This window comes from Pseudomonas sp. Ma2-10 (genome assembly GCF_054330215.1).
Genome location: NZ_JBTEYL010000004.1, coordinates 122,425 through 138,463, shown reverse-complemented (window position 1 = coordinate 138,463; position 16,039 = coordinate 122,425). Strand labels below are relative to the sequence as shown.

Sequence of the window (16,039 nt, the reverse complement as noted above, 5' to 3'; positions counted from 1 at the left end):
TTACAGCGAAGCCAGCTCGACTTCGGCTTCCTCGGCCTTCACCGCCTTCAACTGGCGCATCTGCTCACAGCCCCACAACACCCGCTCCGGGGTCGCCGGTGCGTCGATTTTCGGTTGATATTTGTAGTCGCCCAGACTGGCCACGGCGTCCTTGATTGCACACCACGCAGCGATGCCGAGCATGAACGGCGGCTCGCCCACGGCCTTGGAGTGGAACACCGTGTCTTCCGGATTTTTACGGTTTTCCACCAGCTTCACCCGCAGGTCCAGCGGCATGTCCGCCACCGCCGGGATCTTGTAGCTGGCCGGGCCGTTGGTCATCAGTTTGCCTTTGTTGTTCCACACCAGTTCTTCCATGGTCAGCCACCCCATGCCCTGGATGAAACCGCCCTCGACCTGACCGATGTCGATCGCCGGGTTCAGTGAGTCACCGACGTCGTGGAGGATGTCGGTGCGCAGCATTTTGTACTCGCCGGTGAGGGTGTCGATGATCACCTCGCAGCACGCTGCGCCGAAGGCGTAGTAATAGAACGGTCGGCCCCGCGCCTGGCTACGGTCGTAGAAGATTTTCGGGGTCTTGTAGAACCCGGTGCTCGACAGCGAAACCTGAGCGAAATACGCCTGCTGGATCAGCGATTCGAAGGTCAGGATGTGATCACGAACCCGCACGTGGCCGTTGTGGAATTCCACGTCTTCTTCGCTGACCTTGTACTGCCGCGCGGCAAATTCAACCAAGCGGTTTTTGATGATTTGCGCCGCGTTCTGCGCGGCTTTACCGTTAAGGTCGGCGCCACTGGACGCGGCGGTCGGCGAGGTGTTTGGCACCTTGTCGGTGTTGGTCGCGGTGATCTGCACGCGGTCCATTTCCACCTGGAACACTTCAGCCACGACCTGCGCGACTTTGGTGTTGAGGCCCTGACCCATTTCGGTGCCGCCATGGTTCAGGTGAATGCTGCCATCGGTGTAGATATGGATCAGCGCACCGGCCTGGTTGAGGAAGCTGGCGGTGAAGGAAATACCGAACTTCACCGGGGTCAACGCCAGGCCTTTTTTCAGGATCGGACTGTTGGCGTTGTAGCGACGAATCGCCTCGCGGCGCTCGGCGTACTGACTGCTTTCTTCGAGTTCGGCGGTCATTTCCTCGAGCATGTTGTGCTCGACGGTCTGGTAGTAATGGGTGACGTTGCGCTCGGTCTTGCCGTAGTAGTTGGCCTTGCGCACCGCCAGGGGATCGAGGGCCAGATGGCGGGCGATGGCGTCCATCACCTCTTCGATAGCGACCATGCCTTGCGGGCCACCGAAACCACGGTAAGCGGTGTTTGACGCGGTGTTGGTTTTGCAGCGATGACCATTGATGGTTGCATCACCCAGGTAGTACGAGTTGTCGGCGTGGAACATCGCACGGTCGACAATCGACGCCGAGAGGTCCGGTGAGCAACCGCAGTTACCCGCCAGTTCCAGGGCGATGCCGTGCAAGCGACCGGTGCTGTCGAAACCGACGTCGTATTCGACGTAGAACGGGTGACGCTTGCCGGTCATCAGCATGTCTTCGACGCGTGGCAGGCGCATTTTGGTCGGCTGGCCAGTGAGGTGCGCGATCACTGCGCACAGGCACGCCGGGCTCGCGGCCTGGGTTTCCTTGCCACCGAAACCCCCGCCCATGCGGCGCATGTCGACGACGATTTTGTTCATCGACACATCGAGCACTTCGGCGACGAGCTTCTGCACTTCGGTGGGGTTCTGCGTCGAGCAGTAGACGATCATGCCGCCGTCTTCGGTCGGCATCACCGAAGAGATCTGGGTTTCCAGATAGAAGTGTTCCTGGCCACCGATGTGCAACGTGCCTTGAATGCGATGTTCGGCGCTCGCCAGTGCGCCGGCCGAATCGCCGCGCTGGTGTGTGTGGCTGTCGAGCACAAAGTGGCGTTTGCGCAGCGCTTCGACTACGTCAAGCACCGGCTCCAGATCTTCGTATTCGATGATCGCGGCCATGGCGGCTTTGCGTGCGGTTTCCAGGTCTTTCGCCGCGACGGCGAGCACCGGTTGACCGACGAATTGCACATCATCAATAGCCAGCAATGGATCGCCCGGCAGCAACGGGCCGATGTCTTTAAGGCCCGGCACGTCTTTGTGGGTAATGGCGATGCGCACGCCTTCGAAGGCGTAGCAAGGCTTGGTGTCGATGCTGATGATTTTCGCGTGGGCGCGGTCCGACAGGCGAGCATAAACGTGCAACTGATTCGGGAATTCCAGCCGGTCGTCGATGTACTGCGCTTCACCGGACACGTGCTTGGCGGCGCTGTCGTGCTTGACGCTGCGGCCGACACCCGTGGTCAGGTCTTTGGCGAATAGTTCAGCCAATTCGGCCTGGGTCTTCTCTACGGCGTGATGATTAGACATAAGCGGTCACCCGAGTCTCGATGTGCGGTGTTTGCAGTTCGATGAAGTATTTACGCAGCAGGTTTTGCGCGCTCAGCAGGCGGTATTCCTTGCTGGCGCGAAAGTCCGAGAGCGGCGTGAAATCTTCGGCCAGCGCGGCGCAGGCGCGTTCGACGGTGTCGTGCACTTGAGATGGAGAGCCCCAGGTAGCGCCGAGCAATACAGTTTCGCAGGCCTTGGCGCGTTTTGGCGTTGCCGCCATGCCGCCGAAGGCGACGCGGGCGTCGGCGATCACGCCGTTGTCGATGCGCAGGTTGAACGCGGCACAGACAGCGGAAATGTCATCGTCCAGACGCTTGGAAACTTTGTAGGCGCGGAACAGTTGTTCGGCGCTGGCACGCGGCACGATGATCTTTTCGATGAACTCGCTTTCCTGACGCGCGGTGACCCGGTAATCGATGAAGTAGTCTTCCAGCGCCATCGTGCGGCGGGTTTCGCCTTTGCACAAAACGATCTGCGCACCCAACGCAATCAGCAGGGGCGGGGAGTCACCGATCGGCGAGGCGTTGCCGATGTTGCCGCCGAGGGTGCCCTGGTTGCGGATCTGCAGCGACGCAAAGCGTTGCAGCAATTCGCCGAAGTCCGGGTACTCGGCTTTCAAGGCCTCGTAGCAATCGGAGAGGGTGGTGGCGGCGCCGATTTCCAGGCGATCATCAAAGCGTTCGATGCGCTTCATTTCGGCAACGTTGCCGACGTAGATCATCACCGGCAGGATGCGGTGGAACTGCGTGACTTCCAGCGCCAGGTCCGTACCGCCGGCCAGCAGGCGGGCTTGTGGATAAGCATCATAGAGGTCAGCCAGATCGGCGACGGTCAGCGGCACCAGGCAGCGCTTGTCGCCACTGTTGAGTTCGCCGATGTCGGTAGGGGTGATGGCTTTAAGGCGAGCGATGGTGTCGGCTTCACGGGCGTCGAACTGGTCCGTTTGCTTGGCGCAGCAGGATTGTTCGGCAGCCGCCAGAATCGGCCGATAGCCTGTGCAGCGGCAGAGGTTGCCGGCCAGTGCTTCGTGGGCTTTATGAGCATCCGGTTGATCGCTGTTTTTTTGCAGCGCGAACAGCGACATGACGAAGCCAGGTGTGCAAAAACCGCATTGCGACCCGTGGCACTCGACCATGGCTTTCTGCACGCTGTGCAGTTCGCCTTGGTGCTTGAGGTCTTCGACGCTGATCAGTTGTTTGCCGTGCAGTGACGAAACGAATGTCAGGCACGAGTTGAGGCTGCGATAGCGAATATGTTCGCGGCCATTGTCATCCGTTTGTAGCTCGCCGACTACCACGGTGCATGCGCCGCAGTCACCGCTGGCGCAGCCTTCTTTGGTGCCGGGTTTGCCTACATGGTCGCGCAAGTAATTGAGCACGGTCAGGTTTGGGTCCAGGGCGTGCTCGCTACGGAGTTCCTGGTTAAGTAAAAACTGGATCACGGAAGGCCTCGCAGACTCATTATTGTTGTTAACCGACTTGAACCGAATTTATCAGGTCTGACTTCGCGGTCAATGATTTTCTGACTTAAAGGTCAGGAAATAGCGTTTTGTCGATCAACGACGCGTACCTTCATTATTGACCCTTACGCGATAGCCTGCTTTTTGCTTGAATCGTGCCAAAAACCGCCGAGTGGGCACTCCGCCATGACCCTTCATGTGCGCTACACTGCGCCGCTTGTGCAAATCGAAGAGTTTGAAGGACAACCATGACGTTCAAGGCGCCGGACAGCCTCGCCGAGCAAATAGCTCACCACCTCGCCGAACGCATCATTCGTGGCGAAATGAAGCCCGGGGAGCGCATCCAGGAACAGAAGGTCACGCTGGCCCTCAATGTCAGCCGCGGTTCGGTCCGTGAAGCCTTGCTGATCCTCGAGCGCCGCCACCTGATCGCGATCCTGCCGCGACGCGGCGCCCACGTGACCGAGCTCACCGTCCACAAGGTCCAGAGCCTGTGCACGCTAATGAGCGAGCTTTACATTCTGCTGGGCAATGCAGTGGCCGGCGGCTGGCAAGTCCAGGCCGACATGGCGCCGTTCGTGCAAATTCAGCAGCGCCTGACCGCCAGTTACGAGCGCCAGGACATTCGCACCTTTGTCGACGACAGCTTCAGTGTGATGCGCGCCGCGTATCCGTTCGCCAACAACCCGTACTTGCAGGAAACCGTCGAAAATTTGCAGCCGGCCATGAGCCGCGCGTATTTCCTCGCCCTGGAACAGCGCAAGGCCTCGATGAGCGAGTTCCTAGAACTGTTCGAACGCTTGCTCGCCGCCGTGCTGGCCCGTGATTTTCCGCAGATCCGCATTGTGCTGACGGCGTATGCCCAGCGCAGCAGTGATCTGGTGGTTTCTGCCCTGACGGACGCTTAAGCGTGCGGCTAAAGTGCATCAAACTGGCGGGGTTCAAATCCTTCGTCGACCCGACCACGGTGAACTTCCCCAGTAACATGGCGGCGGTGGTCGGGCCCAATGGTTGCGGCAAGTCGAACATCATCGATGCCGTTCGCTGGGTGATGGGCGAGAGTTCGGCCAAGAACCTGCGCGGCGAGTCGATGACCGACGTCATCTTCAACGGCTCCACCAGCCGTAAACCGGTGAGCCAGGCCAGCATCGAGCTGGTGTTCGATAACTCTGACGGCACCCTGCTCGGCGAATACGCGGCCTACGCGGAAATCTCCATTCGCCGCAAAGTGACCCGCGACAGCCAGACCACTTATTACCTCAACGGCACCAAATGCCGCCGTCGCGATATCACCGACATCTTTTTGGGTACAGGCCTGGGCCCGCGCAGCTACTCGATTATCGAACAGGGGATGATCTCCAAGCTGATCGAGTCAAAGCCCGAAGACCTGCGCAACTTCATTGAAGAAGCGGCGGGCATCTCCAAGTACAAGGAGCGCCGGCGCGAGACAGAAAACCGCATTCGCCGCACCCACGAAAACCTGGCTCGCCTGACCGACCTGCGCGAAGAGCTCGAGCGTCAGCTTGAACGCTTGTACCGCCAGGCCGAGGCCGCCAAGAAATATCAGGAATACAAGGGCGAGGAACGTCAGCTCAAGGCCCAACTGTCGGCTCTGCGCTGGCAGGCTTTGAATGAACAGGTCGGTCAGCGCGAAGCGATCATCGGCAATCAGGAAGTCACCTTCGAAGCGCTGGTGGCCGAGCAGCGAAACGCCGATGCGGCTATCGAACGCTTGCGCGACGGGCACCACGACCTGTCCGAACGCTTCAATCTGGTGCAGGGGCGCTTCTATTCGGTCGGCGGCGACATCGCCCGGGTCGAGCAGAGTATCCAGCATGGTCAGCAGCGTTTGCGCCAATTGCAGGACGACCTGAAAGAAGCCGAGCGTACGCGTCTGGAAACTGAATCTCACCTGGGCCACGACCGCACTTTGCTGCTGACGCTGGGCGAAGAGCTCGACATGCTCACCCCCGAACAGGAAGTCACCAGCGCCGCCGCCGAAGAAGCTGCCGCCGCGCTGGAAGAATCCGAAACCACCATGCACGCCTGGCAAGAGCAATGGGACACCTTCAACCTGACGGCCGCCGAGCCGCGTCGCCAGTCCGAAGTTCAGCAGTCGCGCATCCAGCAGTTGGAAACCAGCATGGAGCGCCTGGCCGATCGCCAGAAGCGTCTTGGCGAAGAGCGAGCGTTGCTCTCGGCAGACCCGGAAGACGCAGCGATCATGGAACTCAGCGAGCAACTCGCCGCCAGCGAAGCAACGCTGGAAGACTTGCAGGCCAGCGAAGAGGCCCAGGTCGAACGCCTTGAGCAACTTCGTCAGGAACTGCAATTAGCGCTGCAAAATCAGCAGCAGGCTCAGGGCGATTTGCAGCGTCTGAACGGTCGTCTCGCCTCCCTTGAAGCCTTGCAGCAAGCGGCACTCGATCCCGGCACCGGCACCGCTCAATGGCTCCGCGAGCAGCATTTGGCGGACCGTCCGCGTCTGGCCGAAGGCCTGAAAGTCGAAGCCGGTTGGGAGCTGGCGGTGGAAACCGTGCTCGGCGCCGACCTGCAAGCGGTGCTGGTGGATGATTTCGGCGATTTCGATCTGGCCGGTTTTGCCCAAGGCGATTTGCGTTTGCTCAGCCCGGCCACAGATGGCGTGCGGGTGCCCGGTAGCTTGCTCGATAAAGTTGAAGCGCAGATCGATCTTGCACCATGGTTGGGGCAGGTTAAACCGGTCGATAGCCTTGAAGAGGCGTTGGCCCTGCGCAATCAATTGGCCGCCGGCCAGAGCCTGATCAGCCGCGACGGTTACTGGGTCGGTCAACACTTTTTGCGCGTACGCCGGGCCAGCGAAGCGGAAAGCGGTGTGCTCGCCCGGGCTCAGGAAATCCAGCGTCTGGGTCTTGAACGTGAAGAGCGCGAAGCCACGGTTGAAACCCTGGAAACTCAACTTCAGAATCTCAGGGCGCAGCAGCGTCAGCAAGAAAACGGTCGCGAACACCTGCGCCGTCTGCTGCAAGACGAAGCGCGTCAACAAGGTGAGTTAAAAGCCCAGTTGTCCGCCGGTAAAGCCAAGGCCGAACAATTGACCTTGCGCCGTACACGACTGGACGAAGAACTCACCGAGTTGGCTGAGCAGCGGACGCTGGAACACGAAAATATCGGCGAAGCGCGCCTGCAATTGCAGGAAGCCCTGGACAGCATGGCGCTGGACACCGAGCAGCGCGAGTTGCTGCTGGCCCAGCGCGACAGCTTGCGCGAGCGACTTGACCGGGTGCGTCAGGAAGCCCGGCAGCACAAGGATCACGCCCATCAACTGGCGGTGCGTCTGGGTTCGCTCAAGGCACAACACGACTCAACGCGTCAGGCGCTGGAACGCCTGGAAATGCAGTTCGAACGCCTGACCGAGAAGCGCGAACAGCTCAGTCTCAACCTGGAGGAGGGCGAGGCACCACTTGAAGAGTTGCGCCTCAAACTTGAAGAGTTGCTCGACAAGCGCATGACCGTCGACGAAGAACTCAAGACTGCGCAGATCGCTCTGGAAGACGCCGACCGTGAACTGCGCGACGCGGAAAAACGTCGCAGTCAGGCGGAGCAGCAATCGCAAATGATTCGCGGCCAGATGGAAACCCAGCGCATGGAATGGCAAGCCCTGACCGTGCGCCGCAAGGCACTCGAAGATCAGTTGCTGGAAGACGGCTACGATCTCCATGGCGTACTCGCCACGCTGGTGGCCGAGGCCAACGAGAAAGACGCCGAAGAAGAACTCGAACGCATTGCCGCGCGTATCCAGCGCCTCGGTGCGATCAACCTGGCGGCCATCGACGAATACCAGCAACAATCCGAGCGTAAACGTTATCTGGATGCGCAGAACGACGATTTGGTCGAGGCGCTGGATACCCTTGAAAACGTGATTCGCAAGATCGACAAGGAAACCCGAAACCGTTTCAAAGATACCTTTGATCAGATCAATGGCGGTTTACAGGCCCTTTTCCCAAAAGTTTTCGGTGGTGGGCGCGCGTATTTGGAACTGACGGGCGAAGATCTACTCGATACAGGGGTAACGATCATGGCGCAGCCGCCAGGAAAGAAGAACAGCACCATCCATTTGCTCTCCGGTGGCGAAAAAGCCCTGACGGCATTGGCTCTGGTTTTTGCCATCTTCAAGTTGAATCCGGCGCCGTTCTGCATGCTCGATGAAGTTGACGCGCCTTTGGATGACGCTAACGTTGGACGCTACGCTCGACTGGTCAAAGAGATGTCGCAGACGGTGCAGTTCATCTATATCACCCACAACAAGATCGCCATGGAAATGGCCGAGCAACTGATGGGGGTGACGATGCACGAACCGGGTTGCTCGCGTCTGGTGGCAGTGGATGTCGAGGAGGCGATGGCGATGGTGGATGCCTGAGTCGGCGCTTGTAAGAGAGGTATTTTTGAGTTGTAGGACTTATTTACCTGTCTTGACTTGCTGGCCAATCGACATATTCGCGCAAGCCGTTGTGACAGACGGTGTAAAGTTGCCTTTGGTCGTGCTAGTTTAATGTCAATTTTTCGTATACGTGGGCAAAACGCCTGTCAGAACATAGAGTTGGCGCCACGTTTTAAAGCGGTTTGCGAGTTGTAAGCCCCTTATTTTTCAGCATTTTTTATAGAGGCACGGGATTACATGGAAATCGGTCTGCGCGAGTGGCTGATCGTCATCGGCATTATTGTCATTGCCGGTATTCTTTTCGATGGCTGGCGTCGCATGCGCGGCGGCAAGGGGAAACTGAAATTCCGTCTCGACCGAAATTTGTCCAACTTGCCGGACGAGGACACCAGCGCCGAGCTGTTGGGCCCGCCCCGCGTGCTGGACACACATAAAGAACCGCAACTGGACGAGCACGATCTACCGTCGGTGAGCATGGTTGCCCGTGAACCGCGTGAGTCAGGTTCCAAGCGCGGCAAGCGTGGCCATGGCGAACCTTCGCAAGGCGACATGAACCTCAGCTTGGATCTGGACGGCGGCCCGAGCTTCAGCAGCCGTGACGACGATTTCCCGGATGGCGCCAAGGCGTCGAGTTCGACCAGCGACAAGGAACAACCGCAAGCCGAAGAAGTGCTGGTGATCAGCGTGATCTGCCGCGACGCCGTCGGCTTCAAGGGCCCGGCGTTGTTGCAGAACATTCTGGAAAGCGGTCTGCGTTTTGGTGAGATGGACATCTTCCACCGCCACGAAAGCATGGCCGGTAACGGCGAAGTCCTGTTCTCGATGGCCAATGCGGTCAAGCCGGGCGTCTTCGATCTGGACGATATCGATCACTTCAGCACGCCGGCAGTGAGCTTCTTCCTCGGCCTGCCAGGCCCGCGTCATCCCAAGCAAGCCTTCGACGTGATGGTGGCCGCAGCGCGCAAACTGTCCCAAGAGCTGAACGGCGAACTGAAAGACGACCAGCGCAGTGTGTTGACTGCCCAGACGATTGAGCATTATCGCCAGCGCATCGTTGAATTCGAACGTCGCGCCCTGACCCAGAAGCGTTGATTCAAAAGGTTGTTCCCGCGCTGTGCGCGGGACGATCAGCAAAATAGATAGAGCAGCCTCGGCTGCTCTTTTGCTTTATGAGAGAACACCCATGACCGCCGCCAAAAACCGCATTCTAGAGCTGCGTGCTGAGTTGGATCAGCATAACTATCGCTACCACGTGCTGGACGAGCCGAGCATTCCGGACGCCGAATATGATCGGTTGTTCCACGAGCTCAAAGCCCTCGAAGCGGCCCATCCCGAACTGATCACCCGCGACTCGCCAACCCAGCGCGTCGGCAGTGCAGCGCTGTCGGCGTTCACTCAGGTGCGTCACGAAGTACCGATGCTCAGCCTCGGCAACGCCTTCGAAGAAACCGACATGCGCGAGTTCGATCGCCGGGTAACCGAAGGTCTCGACCTGCCGGCCGGCGACTTGTTCGGTGGCGGCGCGGTGGTGGAATACAGCTGCGAACCCAAGCTCGATGGCCTGGCGGTCAGCTTGCTGTATCAGGATGGCGTGCTGGTGCGCGGTGCGACTCGCGGCGACGGCACCACAGGCGAAGACATCAGTGTCAACGTGCGTACCGTGCGCAACATTCCGCTCAAGCTGCAAGGTGCCGGCTGGCCGGCGACCCTGGAAGTACGCGGCGAAGTGTTCATGTCCAAGGCCGGTTTTGAGCGGCTCAACGCCACGCAGCTGGAAGTTGGCGGCAAGACCTTCGCCAATCCGCGCAACGCGGCGGCGGGCAGTTTGCGCCAGCTGGATTCGAAGATCACGGCCAACCGTCCGTTGGAGTTTTGCTGCTATGGCATCGGTCAGATTTCGGCCGATATTGCTGATACGCACATTGGCAATCTCAAGCAGCTCAAGGCTTGGGGCATGCCGATCAGTCATGAGTTGAAACGGGCTCACGGCATGGTCGAATGCCTGGATTACTACCGCGACATCGGTGAGCGCCGAAATTCGCTGCCCTACGAAATCGACGGCGTGGTGTTCAAGGTCAACAGCATTGCTTCGCAGCGTGAGCTGGGCTTTCGTGCGCGTGAACCGCGCTGGGCGATCGCGCACAAATTCCCGGCGATGGAAGAACTCACTGAATTGCTTGATGTGGAGTTTCAGGTTGGTCGTACCGGTGCGGTGACGCCGGTGGCGCGCTTGAAACCGGTCAAGGTGGCCGGTGTGACCGTGGCCAACGCGACGTTGCACAACATGGATGAAGTGGCGCGTCTGGGCCTGATGATCGGCGACACGGTGATCATCCGCCGCGCCGGCGATGTGATTCCGCAGGTGGTGCAAGTGGTCATCGAGCGCCGTCCGGACGACGCGCGGCCAGTACGGATTCCCGAGAAATGCCCGGTCTGCGGTTCTCATGTCGAGCGCACGCAACTGGTCAAGCGCAGCAAAGGTCGCGAGACCGTCAGTGAAGGCGCGGTGTACCGCTGCGTCGGTCGTCTGGCCTGCGGTGCGCAACTCAAGCAGGCCATCATTCACTTCGTCTCCCGTCGCGCCATGGACATCGAGGGCCTGGGGGAGAAGAGTGTCGAGCAACTGGTGGACGAAGGGCTGGTGAGTTCGCCGGCTGATTTGTACGCGCTGACATTCGAACACATTGTCGATCTGGAAGGTTTTGCCGAGTTGTCGAGCAAGAACTTGCTCAGCGCCATCGAAGACAGCAAGCAGCCAAGCCTGGCCCGCTTCATCTATGCCCTCGGGATTCCCGATGTCGGTGAAGAGACAGCCAAGGTGCTGGCGCGTTCTCTGGGTGCGCTGGAGCGGGTTCAGCAGGCGTTGCCGCAAGTGCTCACGTATTTGCCGGACGTTGGCCTGGAAGTGGCTCACGAGATTCACAGCTTCTTCGAAGATGCGCATAACCCGCAGGTGATCAAGGATCTGCTCAAGCACGGCCTGCAGATTCAGGATCAGGGCGAGTTGGGCGCCGAGTTTGCTGCCAGCACCACGTTGGGTGGTTTCCTCGACAAGCTGCACATACCTTCGGTCGGGCCGGGTGGGGCGCAGAAGTTGGCGGACAAGTTTGGTTCGCTTGAAGGGGTTTTCAACGCCGATTGGCTGGATATGCGCCAGGCGCTGCCGGAAAAACAAGCCACTTCGGTTCGGGAGTTCTTTGCGATTGCGCAAAATCGTCAAATTGCCGAAGCCGCCGAGAAACAGCTGCGCGATTTCGGCATGCACTGGCAGAGCGAGAAGAAAATCGTTGAAGGCTTGCCGCTGGCCGGGCAGGCCTGGGTGCTGACCGGTTCGCTGGAGTTGATGAGCCGCGACATCGCCAAGGACAAGCTTGAAAGCCTCGGGGCCAAGGTCGCGGGCTCGGTGTCGGCCAAGACTCATTGTGTGGTCGCTGGGCCCGGTGCAGGTTCCAAGTTGGCGAAGGCCAATGAGCTGGGGTTGAAGGTTCTGGATGAAGAGGCTTTTGTCGAGTTTCTTGGCAAACACGGCATTTCGGTTTAGGGGTGCGGTTCCCGCACAAAACGCGGGAATGATCTAGTCTTGGCAAGCCTCAGGGGAGATGGCCATGTACCGCTTCTTCGAACAGCTCAGCTCGCGCATCGCTGCACCCTTCATCGGCGAAAGCTCGCGCAACAGCAAGGTCTGGCCGTGTCGCTGCGGGCAGTCACTGTTTTTTCGCAACAGCCAGTGTCTGGCGTGTTCGGCGGCGTTGGGTTATCAGCCGGAGCAGAGTCGCCTATCGTCGCTGCAGCCCGGCTTGCAGGCTGATACCTGGTTGCTTGACGCCGATCCCGAGGCTGGTGTCTTTCGCCGCTGTGCCAACCTCGATTCCCCGGCCGCGTGCAACTGGCTGTTGCGCGCCAATGATCGCGATGCTTTATGCATCGCCTGTAGCCTGAACCACACCATCCCCGATCTGTCGATTGCCGAAAACCACGAACGCTGGCGCAAGGTCGAAACGGCCAAGCGGCGGCTGGTCGCACAGTTGGTTAGCCTGGGTTTACAGGTGATTCCCAAAACCGTGGATGAAGAGACGGGCCTGGCGTTCGATTTTATCGGTGTCGATCTCGAAGGCAAGCCGCCAACCACGGGTCACGCCAATGGTCTGATCACCCTCGATATCAAAGAAGCCGACGATGCTCATCGCGAGCAGATTCGGGTGCAGATGCACGAACCTTATCGCACGCTGCTCGGGCATTTTCGGCATGAAGTCGGGCATTACTACTGGGATCGGTTGATCGCCAACCGCCATTGGCTGGAACCGTTCCGTGGCCTGTTTGGCGACGAACGCGCCCGCTACACCGACGCGCTCGAACGGCACTACCAGCAAGGCGCGCCGCTCGACTGGCAGCAACATTACGTCAGCGCCTACGCGACCATGCATCCGTGGGAGGATTGGGCTGAAACCTGGGCCCACTACCTGCACATGATGGATGCGGTAGATACGGCGTTGGGGTTCGGGATGAGTGCCCGGGAGATAGACCTCGACTATCAGCCGTTTCCCCCAAGCACCCTCTATGATCCACAGCATTCCGGCGGCGCGGCGTTTCTGTCGTTCGTCAATGCCTGGATCGAACTGGCCGGCATGCTTAATGAGCTGTCTCGCAGCATGGGACAGCCGGATTTCTATCCGTTCGTCCTGCCGCCGGCAGTGATCGCCAAGCTGCACTTCATCCACCTGGTGATCCAGCAGGAGGGTGGTCGGGCGGATGAGGTGTTGCAGGACTTGTAGAGTCTGCTGAGTGCAGCCTCGCCAGCGGCTATGGGCGTTGGTGTTTCGCGTCCTGCGCATGTCCTTGACCTGATTCATATTTTTAATCTGGATCGAACGGTTGTAACTTCGTCTCAGATAGGTACAATGGCGCGGCTCGCCGTCAGGTGAGCGTCGTTATGGTGACCCCATCGGTCCCCCCGCAACGATTACCCGTGAACCTGGTCAGATCCGGAAGGAAGCAGCCACAGCGGGAACATTGTGTGCCGGGGTGTGGCTGGTGGGGTTGCCTCCATAACGCACCGCGAGTCCCTCTCGCGTTATCTGTCTAAAAATACTTACTTGTTGCGCTGCCACGGATCTTGTCCAGGGCGGTTTTTTTCGTTTCCAGTTTTCAGAGCGAACACATAAAAGGAGGCCGGGCTGTCGAATGCGACAGCCCGGCCTCCTTTTTCATTTCGGGCACTAAGGCTTGGACAAGGCCTGGTCAACCGCTGCAATCAGCTTTCCCAGATCCTTCGGGGTGGCTTTATGGATGACACCGAACAGATATGCCCGCTGTTCATCTTCATCGCCTAAATCTGCGAAAAAGGCTTTTAGCCTCACACCCAACACATCGGCAAACAGGAACAAGGCTTCCACGCTGGGGGTGTAGGTGCCGGTTTCGAAGCGGCTGATGGTTTTGGGGTCAAAACCGGTTTTTTCGCCGAGTTCAGCCTGAGTAAGCCCTGCGACCTTGCGGTAGCGTCGAATGGCCGCGCCCAAGCTTAAAATTTGCATCGCTTAATTCCCATTTAGAATCAAGAACTTAACGATAGATCTTCGCATTAGGCAACTGCATGATCCATCACCTTGCTTTGCAAAATGTGATGCATTTCGTAGAATCGCCGCTAAAAATGGGTGTTTGGCGCCTTTAAGGTTAGTTGAACTCTGCTGTCAGGAGGCCATCAATCACTGTTTATGGAGTGATATCGTGTTGCTGCGCATTACCTATAAAAACATCTCTTCCGGGCATCCTGCACTGGTTGAGCGGTATCACCGCTAGCCACAGCGAGCCTGACTCATGGATGAGAAATACCGCAGGGCCGTCGATGCCGCCGCGATTTTTTCCGAGACCGATCTGAGCGGCCGGATCACCCATGTCAACGATCAGTTCTGTGCCGTTTCCGGCTATAGCCGCGAAGAACTGCTTGGACAGAACCATCGTCTCCTCAACTCCGGTCTGCACTCCGCCGATTTCTTCGCGGCCATGTGGCGTGCCATCGCCTTGGGCAAGGTCTGGAAAGGCGAGATTTGTAATCGCGCCAAGGACGGCAGCCTGTATTGGGTCGACAGCACCATGGTGCCGGTGCTTGATGATGCTACCGGGCGGGTTGACCGTTATCTTTCGATTCGTTTCGACATCAGCGAAAAACACCAATTGCTGCATTCACTGCAATGGCGGGTGGGGCATGACGTGCTGACCGGGCTGCCGAATCGCGCGTTCCTCTCGGATTTGCTGGATCAGGCGCTAGAGTTCTCCCGGCACGAAAACATCCCGCTGGCGGTGTGCATGCTTGACCTCGACGGCTTCAAAGCGGTCAACGATGGCTATGGGCATGCCAGTGGCGATCTGCTGTTGGTCGAGGTGGCCAAGCGTTTGCGCACCATCGTGCGGGGCGAAGATGTCGTGGCGCGCTTGGCGGGTGACGAGTTTGTACTGGTGTTGCGATACGTGCGCGATCTGCCGGAACTGCGTGCGGCGTTGAACCGGGTGCTCGGCGCCATTTCGGCGCCGTACTCGCTGCATGGCAAGGACATCAATGTGTTTGCCAGTATCGGTGTCACCTTGTTCCCTCACGACAATGAAGACGCCGAAACCCTGTTGCGTCATGCCGATCAGGCCATGTACGTGGCGAAACAACGCGGTCGCAATCGCTTTCATTTGTTCGACGTGTCCCGGGATCAGGAGGTCAAGGCCACTCATCAGACGGTCGTGCGAGTGCGCCAGGCGCTGGCTGGCGGTGAGTTGCGTGTGCATTTCCAGCCCAAGGTGAACATGCGTCGTGGCGAGGTTGTCGGCTTCGAGGCGTTGCTGTGTTGGGAGCATCCGCAACAGGGCATGATGCCGGCCCGAGAGTTTTTGCCGCTGGTGGAAGAAACGGACCTGATCATCGACATTGGTGAGTGGGTAATGGATCAGGTCCTGTCGCAGTTGCACCATTGGCAGCAAGCGGGACAGGGCTGGCCAGTCAGCATTAATATTGCGGCACGACATTTCCAGCGCGCGGATTTTGTCGACCGACTCAAGCACGTGCTCGCCCGGCATGCCCAGGTGGCTCCGCAGATGCTCGATCTGGAAATCGTCGAATCGGTGGCGATTGAGAATATTCAGCATGTCAGCGCCTGTTTACAGGCCTGTCAGGCGCTGGGGGTGCAGTTTTCACTGGGAGACTTCGGCACCGGTTATTCGTCCCTGAGCTACCTCAAGCGTTTGCAAACCCAAACCATTAAGATCGACAAGTCGTTTGTGCGCGACATCGTTAATGATCGTGATGATCTGGCCCTGACCATGGCGGTCATTGGCCTGGCGCGGGCCTTTGGCCGGCAGGTGATCGCCGAAGGGCTGGAAAGTATCGAGCACGGTGAATTGCTGCTGCGCCTGGGCTGCGAAGTTGCTCAAGGCTATTTCATTGCCCGGCCGATGCCGCCCGCAGAAGTGCCGGGCTGGGTCGAGGGTTTTGTAGCGCCGCCGCAATGGCAGATGCTGGAGCAGGCCGGTTAAGACTGTCGTTGGGTGCCTCGAGTGGCTCGCCACCCATGTAGAGTCGGATAATGTCGTCGATTTCCCCGGACATTTTCATTCGCACCAAGGTGCGCAAAATGCGCTGGTTGAACCAGTCCAGTGTCCATTGATGGCTTACGGCGTAGTGATAGCGTCCGGCCAGGAGTTTTTCCAGCACCTGTTCCTGGTTGCGCGCGTCTTGGCGATGCAGTCGGGCCCCACGA

General features: G+C 58.9%; 9 protein-coding genes, 1 other RNA gene and 1 pseudogene. 7 read left to right on the top strand and 4 right to left on the bottom strand.

The features are described from left to right. Both xdhB and xdhA read right to left on the bottom strand, forming a co-directional pair. Positions 1 to 2,400 carry a xanthine dehydrogenase molybdopterin binding subunit gene (gene xdhB / locus ACXPVS_RS07845; RefSeq protein ID WP_458509420.1) on the bottom strand — a complete coding sequence of 800 codons (2,400 nt, stop codon included), beginning with the start codon at positions 2,398 to 2,400 and terminating at the stop codon, positions 1 to 3. Next, positions 2,393 to 3,862, bottom strand: coding sequence for a xanthine dehydrogenase small subunit (gene xdhA, locus ACXPVS_RS07840; protein ID WP_458509419.1), 1,470 nt, complete (start codon positions 3,860 to 3,862; stop codon positions 2,393 to 2,395). Before xdhA ends, xdhB begins: the two co-directional genes overlap by 8 nt. A gap of 266 nt (positions 3,863 to 4,128) precedes the next feature. Between xdhA and ACXPVS_RS07835 the strand changes: the two genes are divergently transcribed. From ACXPVS_RS07835 to ffs, 6 genes are all read left to right on the top strand, one after another. Further along, entirely contained in the window at positions 4,129 to 4,788 is a 660-nt protein-coding gene (locus tag ACXPVS_RS07835; protein ID WP_458509418.1) for a GntR family transcriptional regulator, read from the top strand. Positions 4,789 to 4,790: 2 nt separating this feature from the next. Continuing rightward, positions 4,791 to 8,279, top strand: a complete 3,489-nt coding sequence (smc, locus tag ACXPVS_RS07830; protein WP_458509417.1) for a chromosome segregation protein SMC — start codon at positions 4,791 to 4,793, stop codon at positions 8,277 to 8,279. A 258-nt stretch (positions 8,280 to 8,537) separates the two neighbouring features. Continuing rightward, positions 8,538 to 9,392 (top strand): cell division protein ZipA, encoded by an 855-nt coding sequence (zipA, locus tag ACXPVS_RS07825; RefSeq protein WP_458509416.1) that lies wholly within the window; start codon positions 8,538 to 8,540, stop codon positions 9,390 to 9,392. 91 nt (positions 9,393 to 9,483) lie between these two features. Continuing rightward, a complete protein-coding gene (gene ligA, locus ACXPVS_RS07820) occupies positions 9,484 to 11,841 on the top strand; it encodes an NAD-dependent DNA ligase LigA (protein ID WP_458509415.1) in 2,358 nt (785 codons plus the stop codon). 64 nt (positions 11,842 to 11,905) lie between these two features. After that, positions 11,906 to 13,072, top strand: coding sequence for a zinc-binding metallopeptidase family protein (locus tag ACXPVS_RS07815; RefSeq protein ID WP_458509414.1), 1,167 nt, complete (start codon positions 11,906 to 11,908; stop codon positions 13,070 to 13,072). Positions 13,073 to 13,240: 168 nt separating this feature from the next. Beyond that, an RNA gene (ffs, locus tag ACXPVS_RS07810) (signal recognition particle sRNA small type) lies at positions 13,241 to 13,337 on the top strand. A 179-nt stretch (positions 13,338 to 13,516) separates the two neighbouring features. Here the strand turns inward: ffs and ACXPVS_RS07805 are convergent. Next, positions 13,517 to 13,831, bottom strand: a complete 315-nt coding sequence (locus ACXPVS_RS07805; protein WP_458509413.1) for a helix-turn-helix domain-containing protein — start codon at positions 13,829 to 13,831, stop codon at positions 13,517 to 13,519. A 283-nt stretch (positions 13,832 to 14,114) separates the two neighbouring features. Between ACXPVS_RS07805 and ACXPVS_RS07800 the strand changes: the two genes are divergently transcribed. Beyond that, positions 14,115 to 15,815, top strand: a complete 1,701-nt coding sequence (locus ACXPVS_RS07800) for a putative bifunctional diguanylate cyclase/phosphodiesterase (protein ID WP_458509412.1) — start codon at positions 14,115 to 14,117, stop codon at positions 15,813 to 15,815. On the opposite strand, the pseudogene ACXPVS_RS07795 reads toward ACXPVS_RS07800, so the two are convergent. Next, positions 15,721 to 16,029 (bottom strand): annotated as a pseudogene (locus ACXPVS_RS07795) (hypothetical protein); the annotation flags it as partial. The gene ACXPVS_RS07800 and the pseudogene ACXPVS_RS07795 overlap by 95 nt on opposite strands. Positions 16,030 to 16,039 lie beyond the last annotated feature (10 nt).

Bases quoted from the DNA above. Each gene is read 5' to 3' on its own strand.
- xdhB (WP_458509420.1), bottom strand. From the start codon at position 2,400: ATGTCTAATCATCACGCCGTAGAGAAGACCCAGGCCGAATTGGCTGAA.
- ACXPVS_RS07835 (WP_458509418.1), top strand. From the start codon at position 4,129: ATGACGTTCAAGGCGCCGGACAGCCTCGCCGAGCAAATAGCTCACCAC.
- zipA (WP_458509416.1), top strand. From the start codon at position 8,538: ATGGAAATCGGTCTGCGCGAGTGGCTGATCGTCATCGGCATTATTGTC.
- ligA (WP_458509415.1), top strand. From the start codon at position 9,484: ATGACCGCCGCCAAAAACCGCATTCTAGAGCTGCGTGCTGAGTTGGAT.
- ACXPVS_RS07815 (WP_458509414.1), top strand. From the start codon at position 11,906: ATGTACCGCTTCTTCGAACAGCTCAGCTCGCGCATCGCTGCACCCTTC.
- ACXPVS_RS07805 (WP_458509413.1), bottom strand. From the start codon at position 13,831: ATGCAAATTTTAAGCTTGGGCGCGGCCATTCGACGCTACCGCAAGGTC.
- ACXPVS_RS07800 (WP_458509412.1), top strand. From the start codon at position 14,115: ATGGATGAGAAATACCGCAGGGCCGTCGATGCCGCCGCGATTTTTTCC.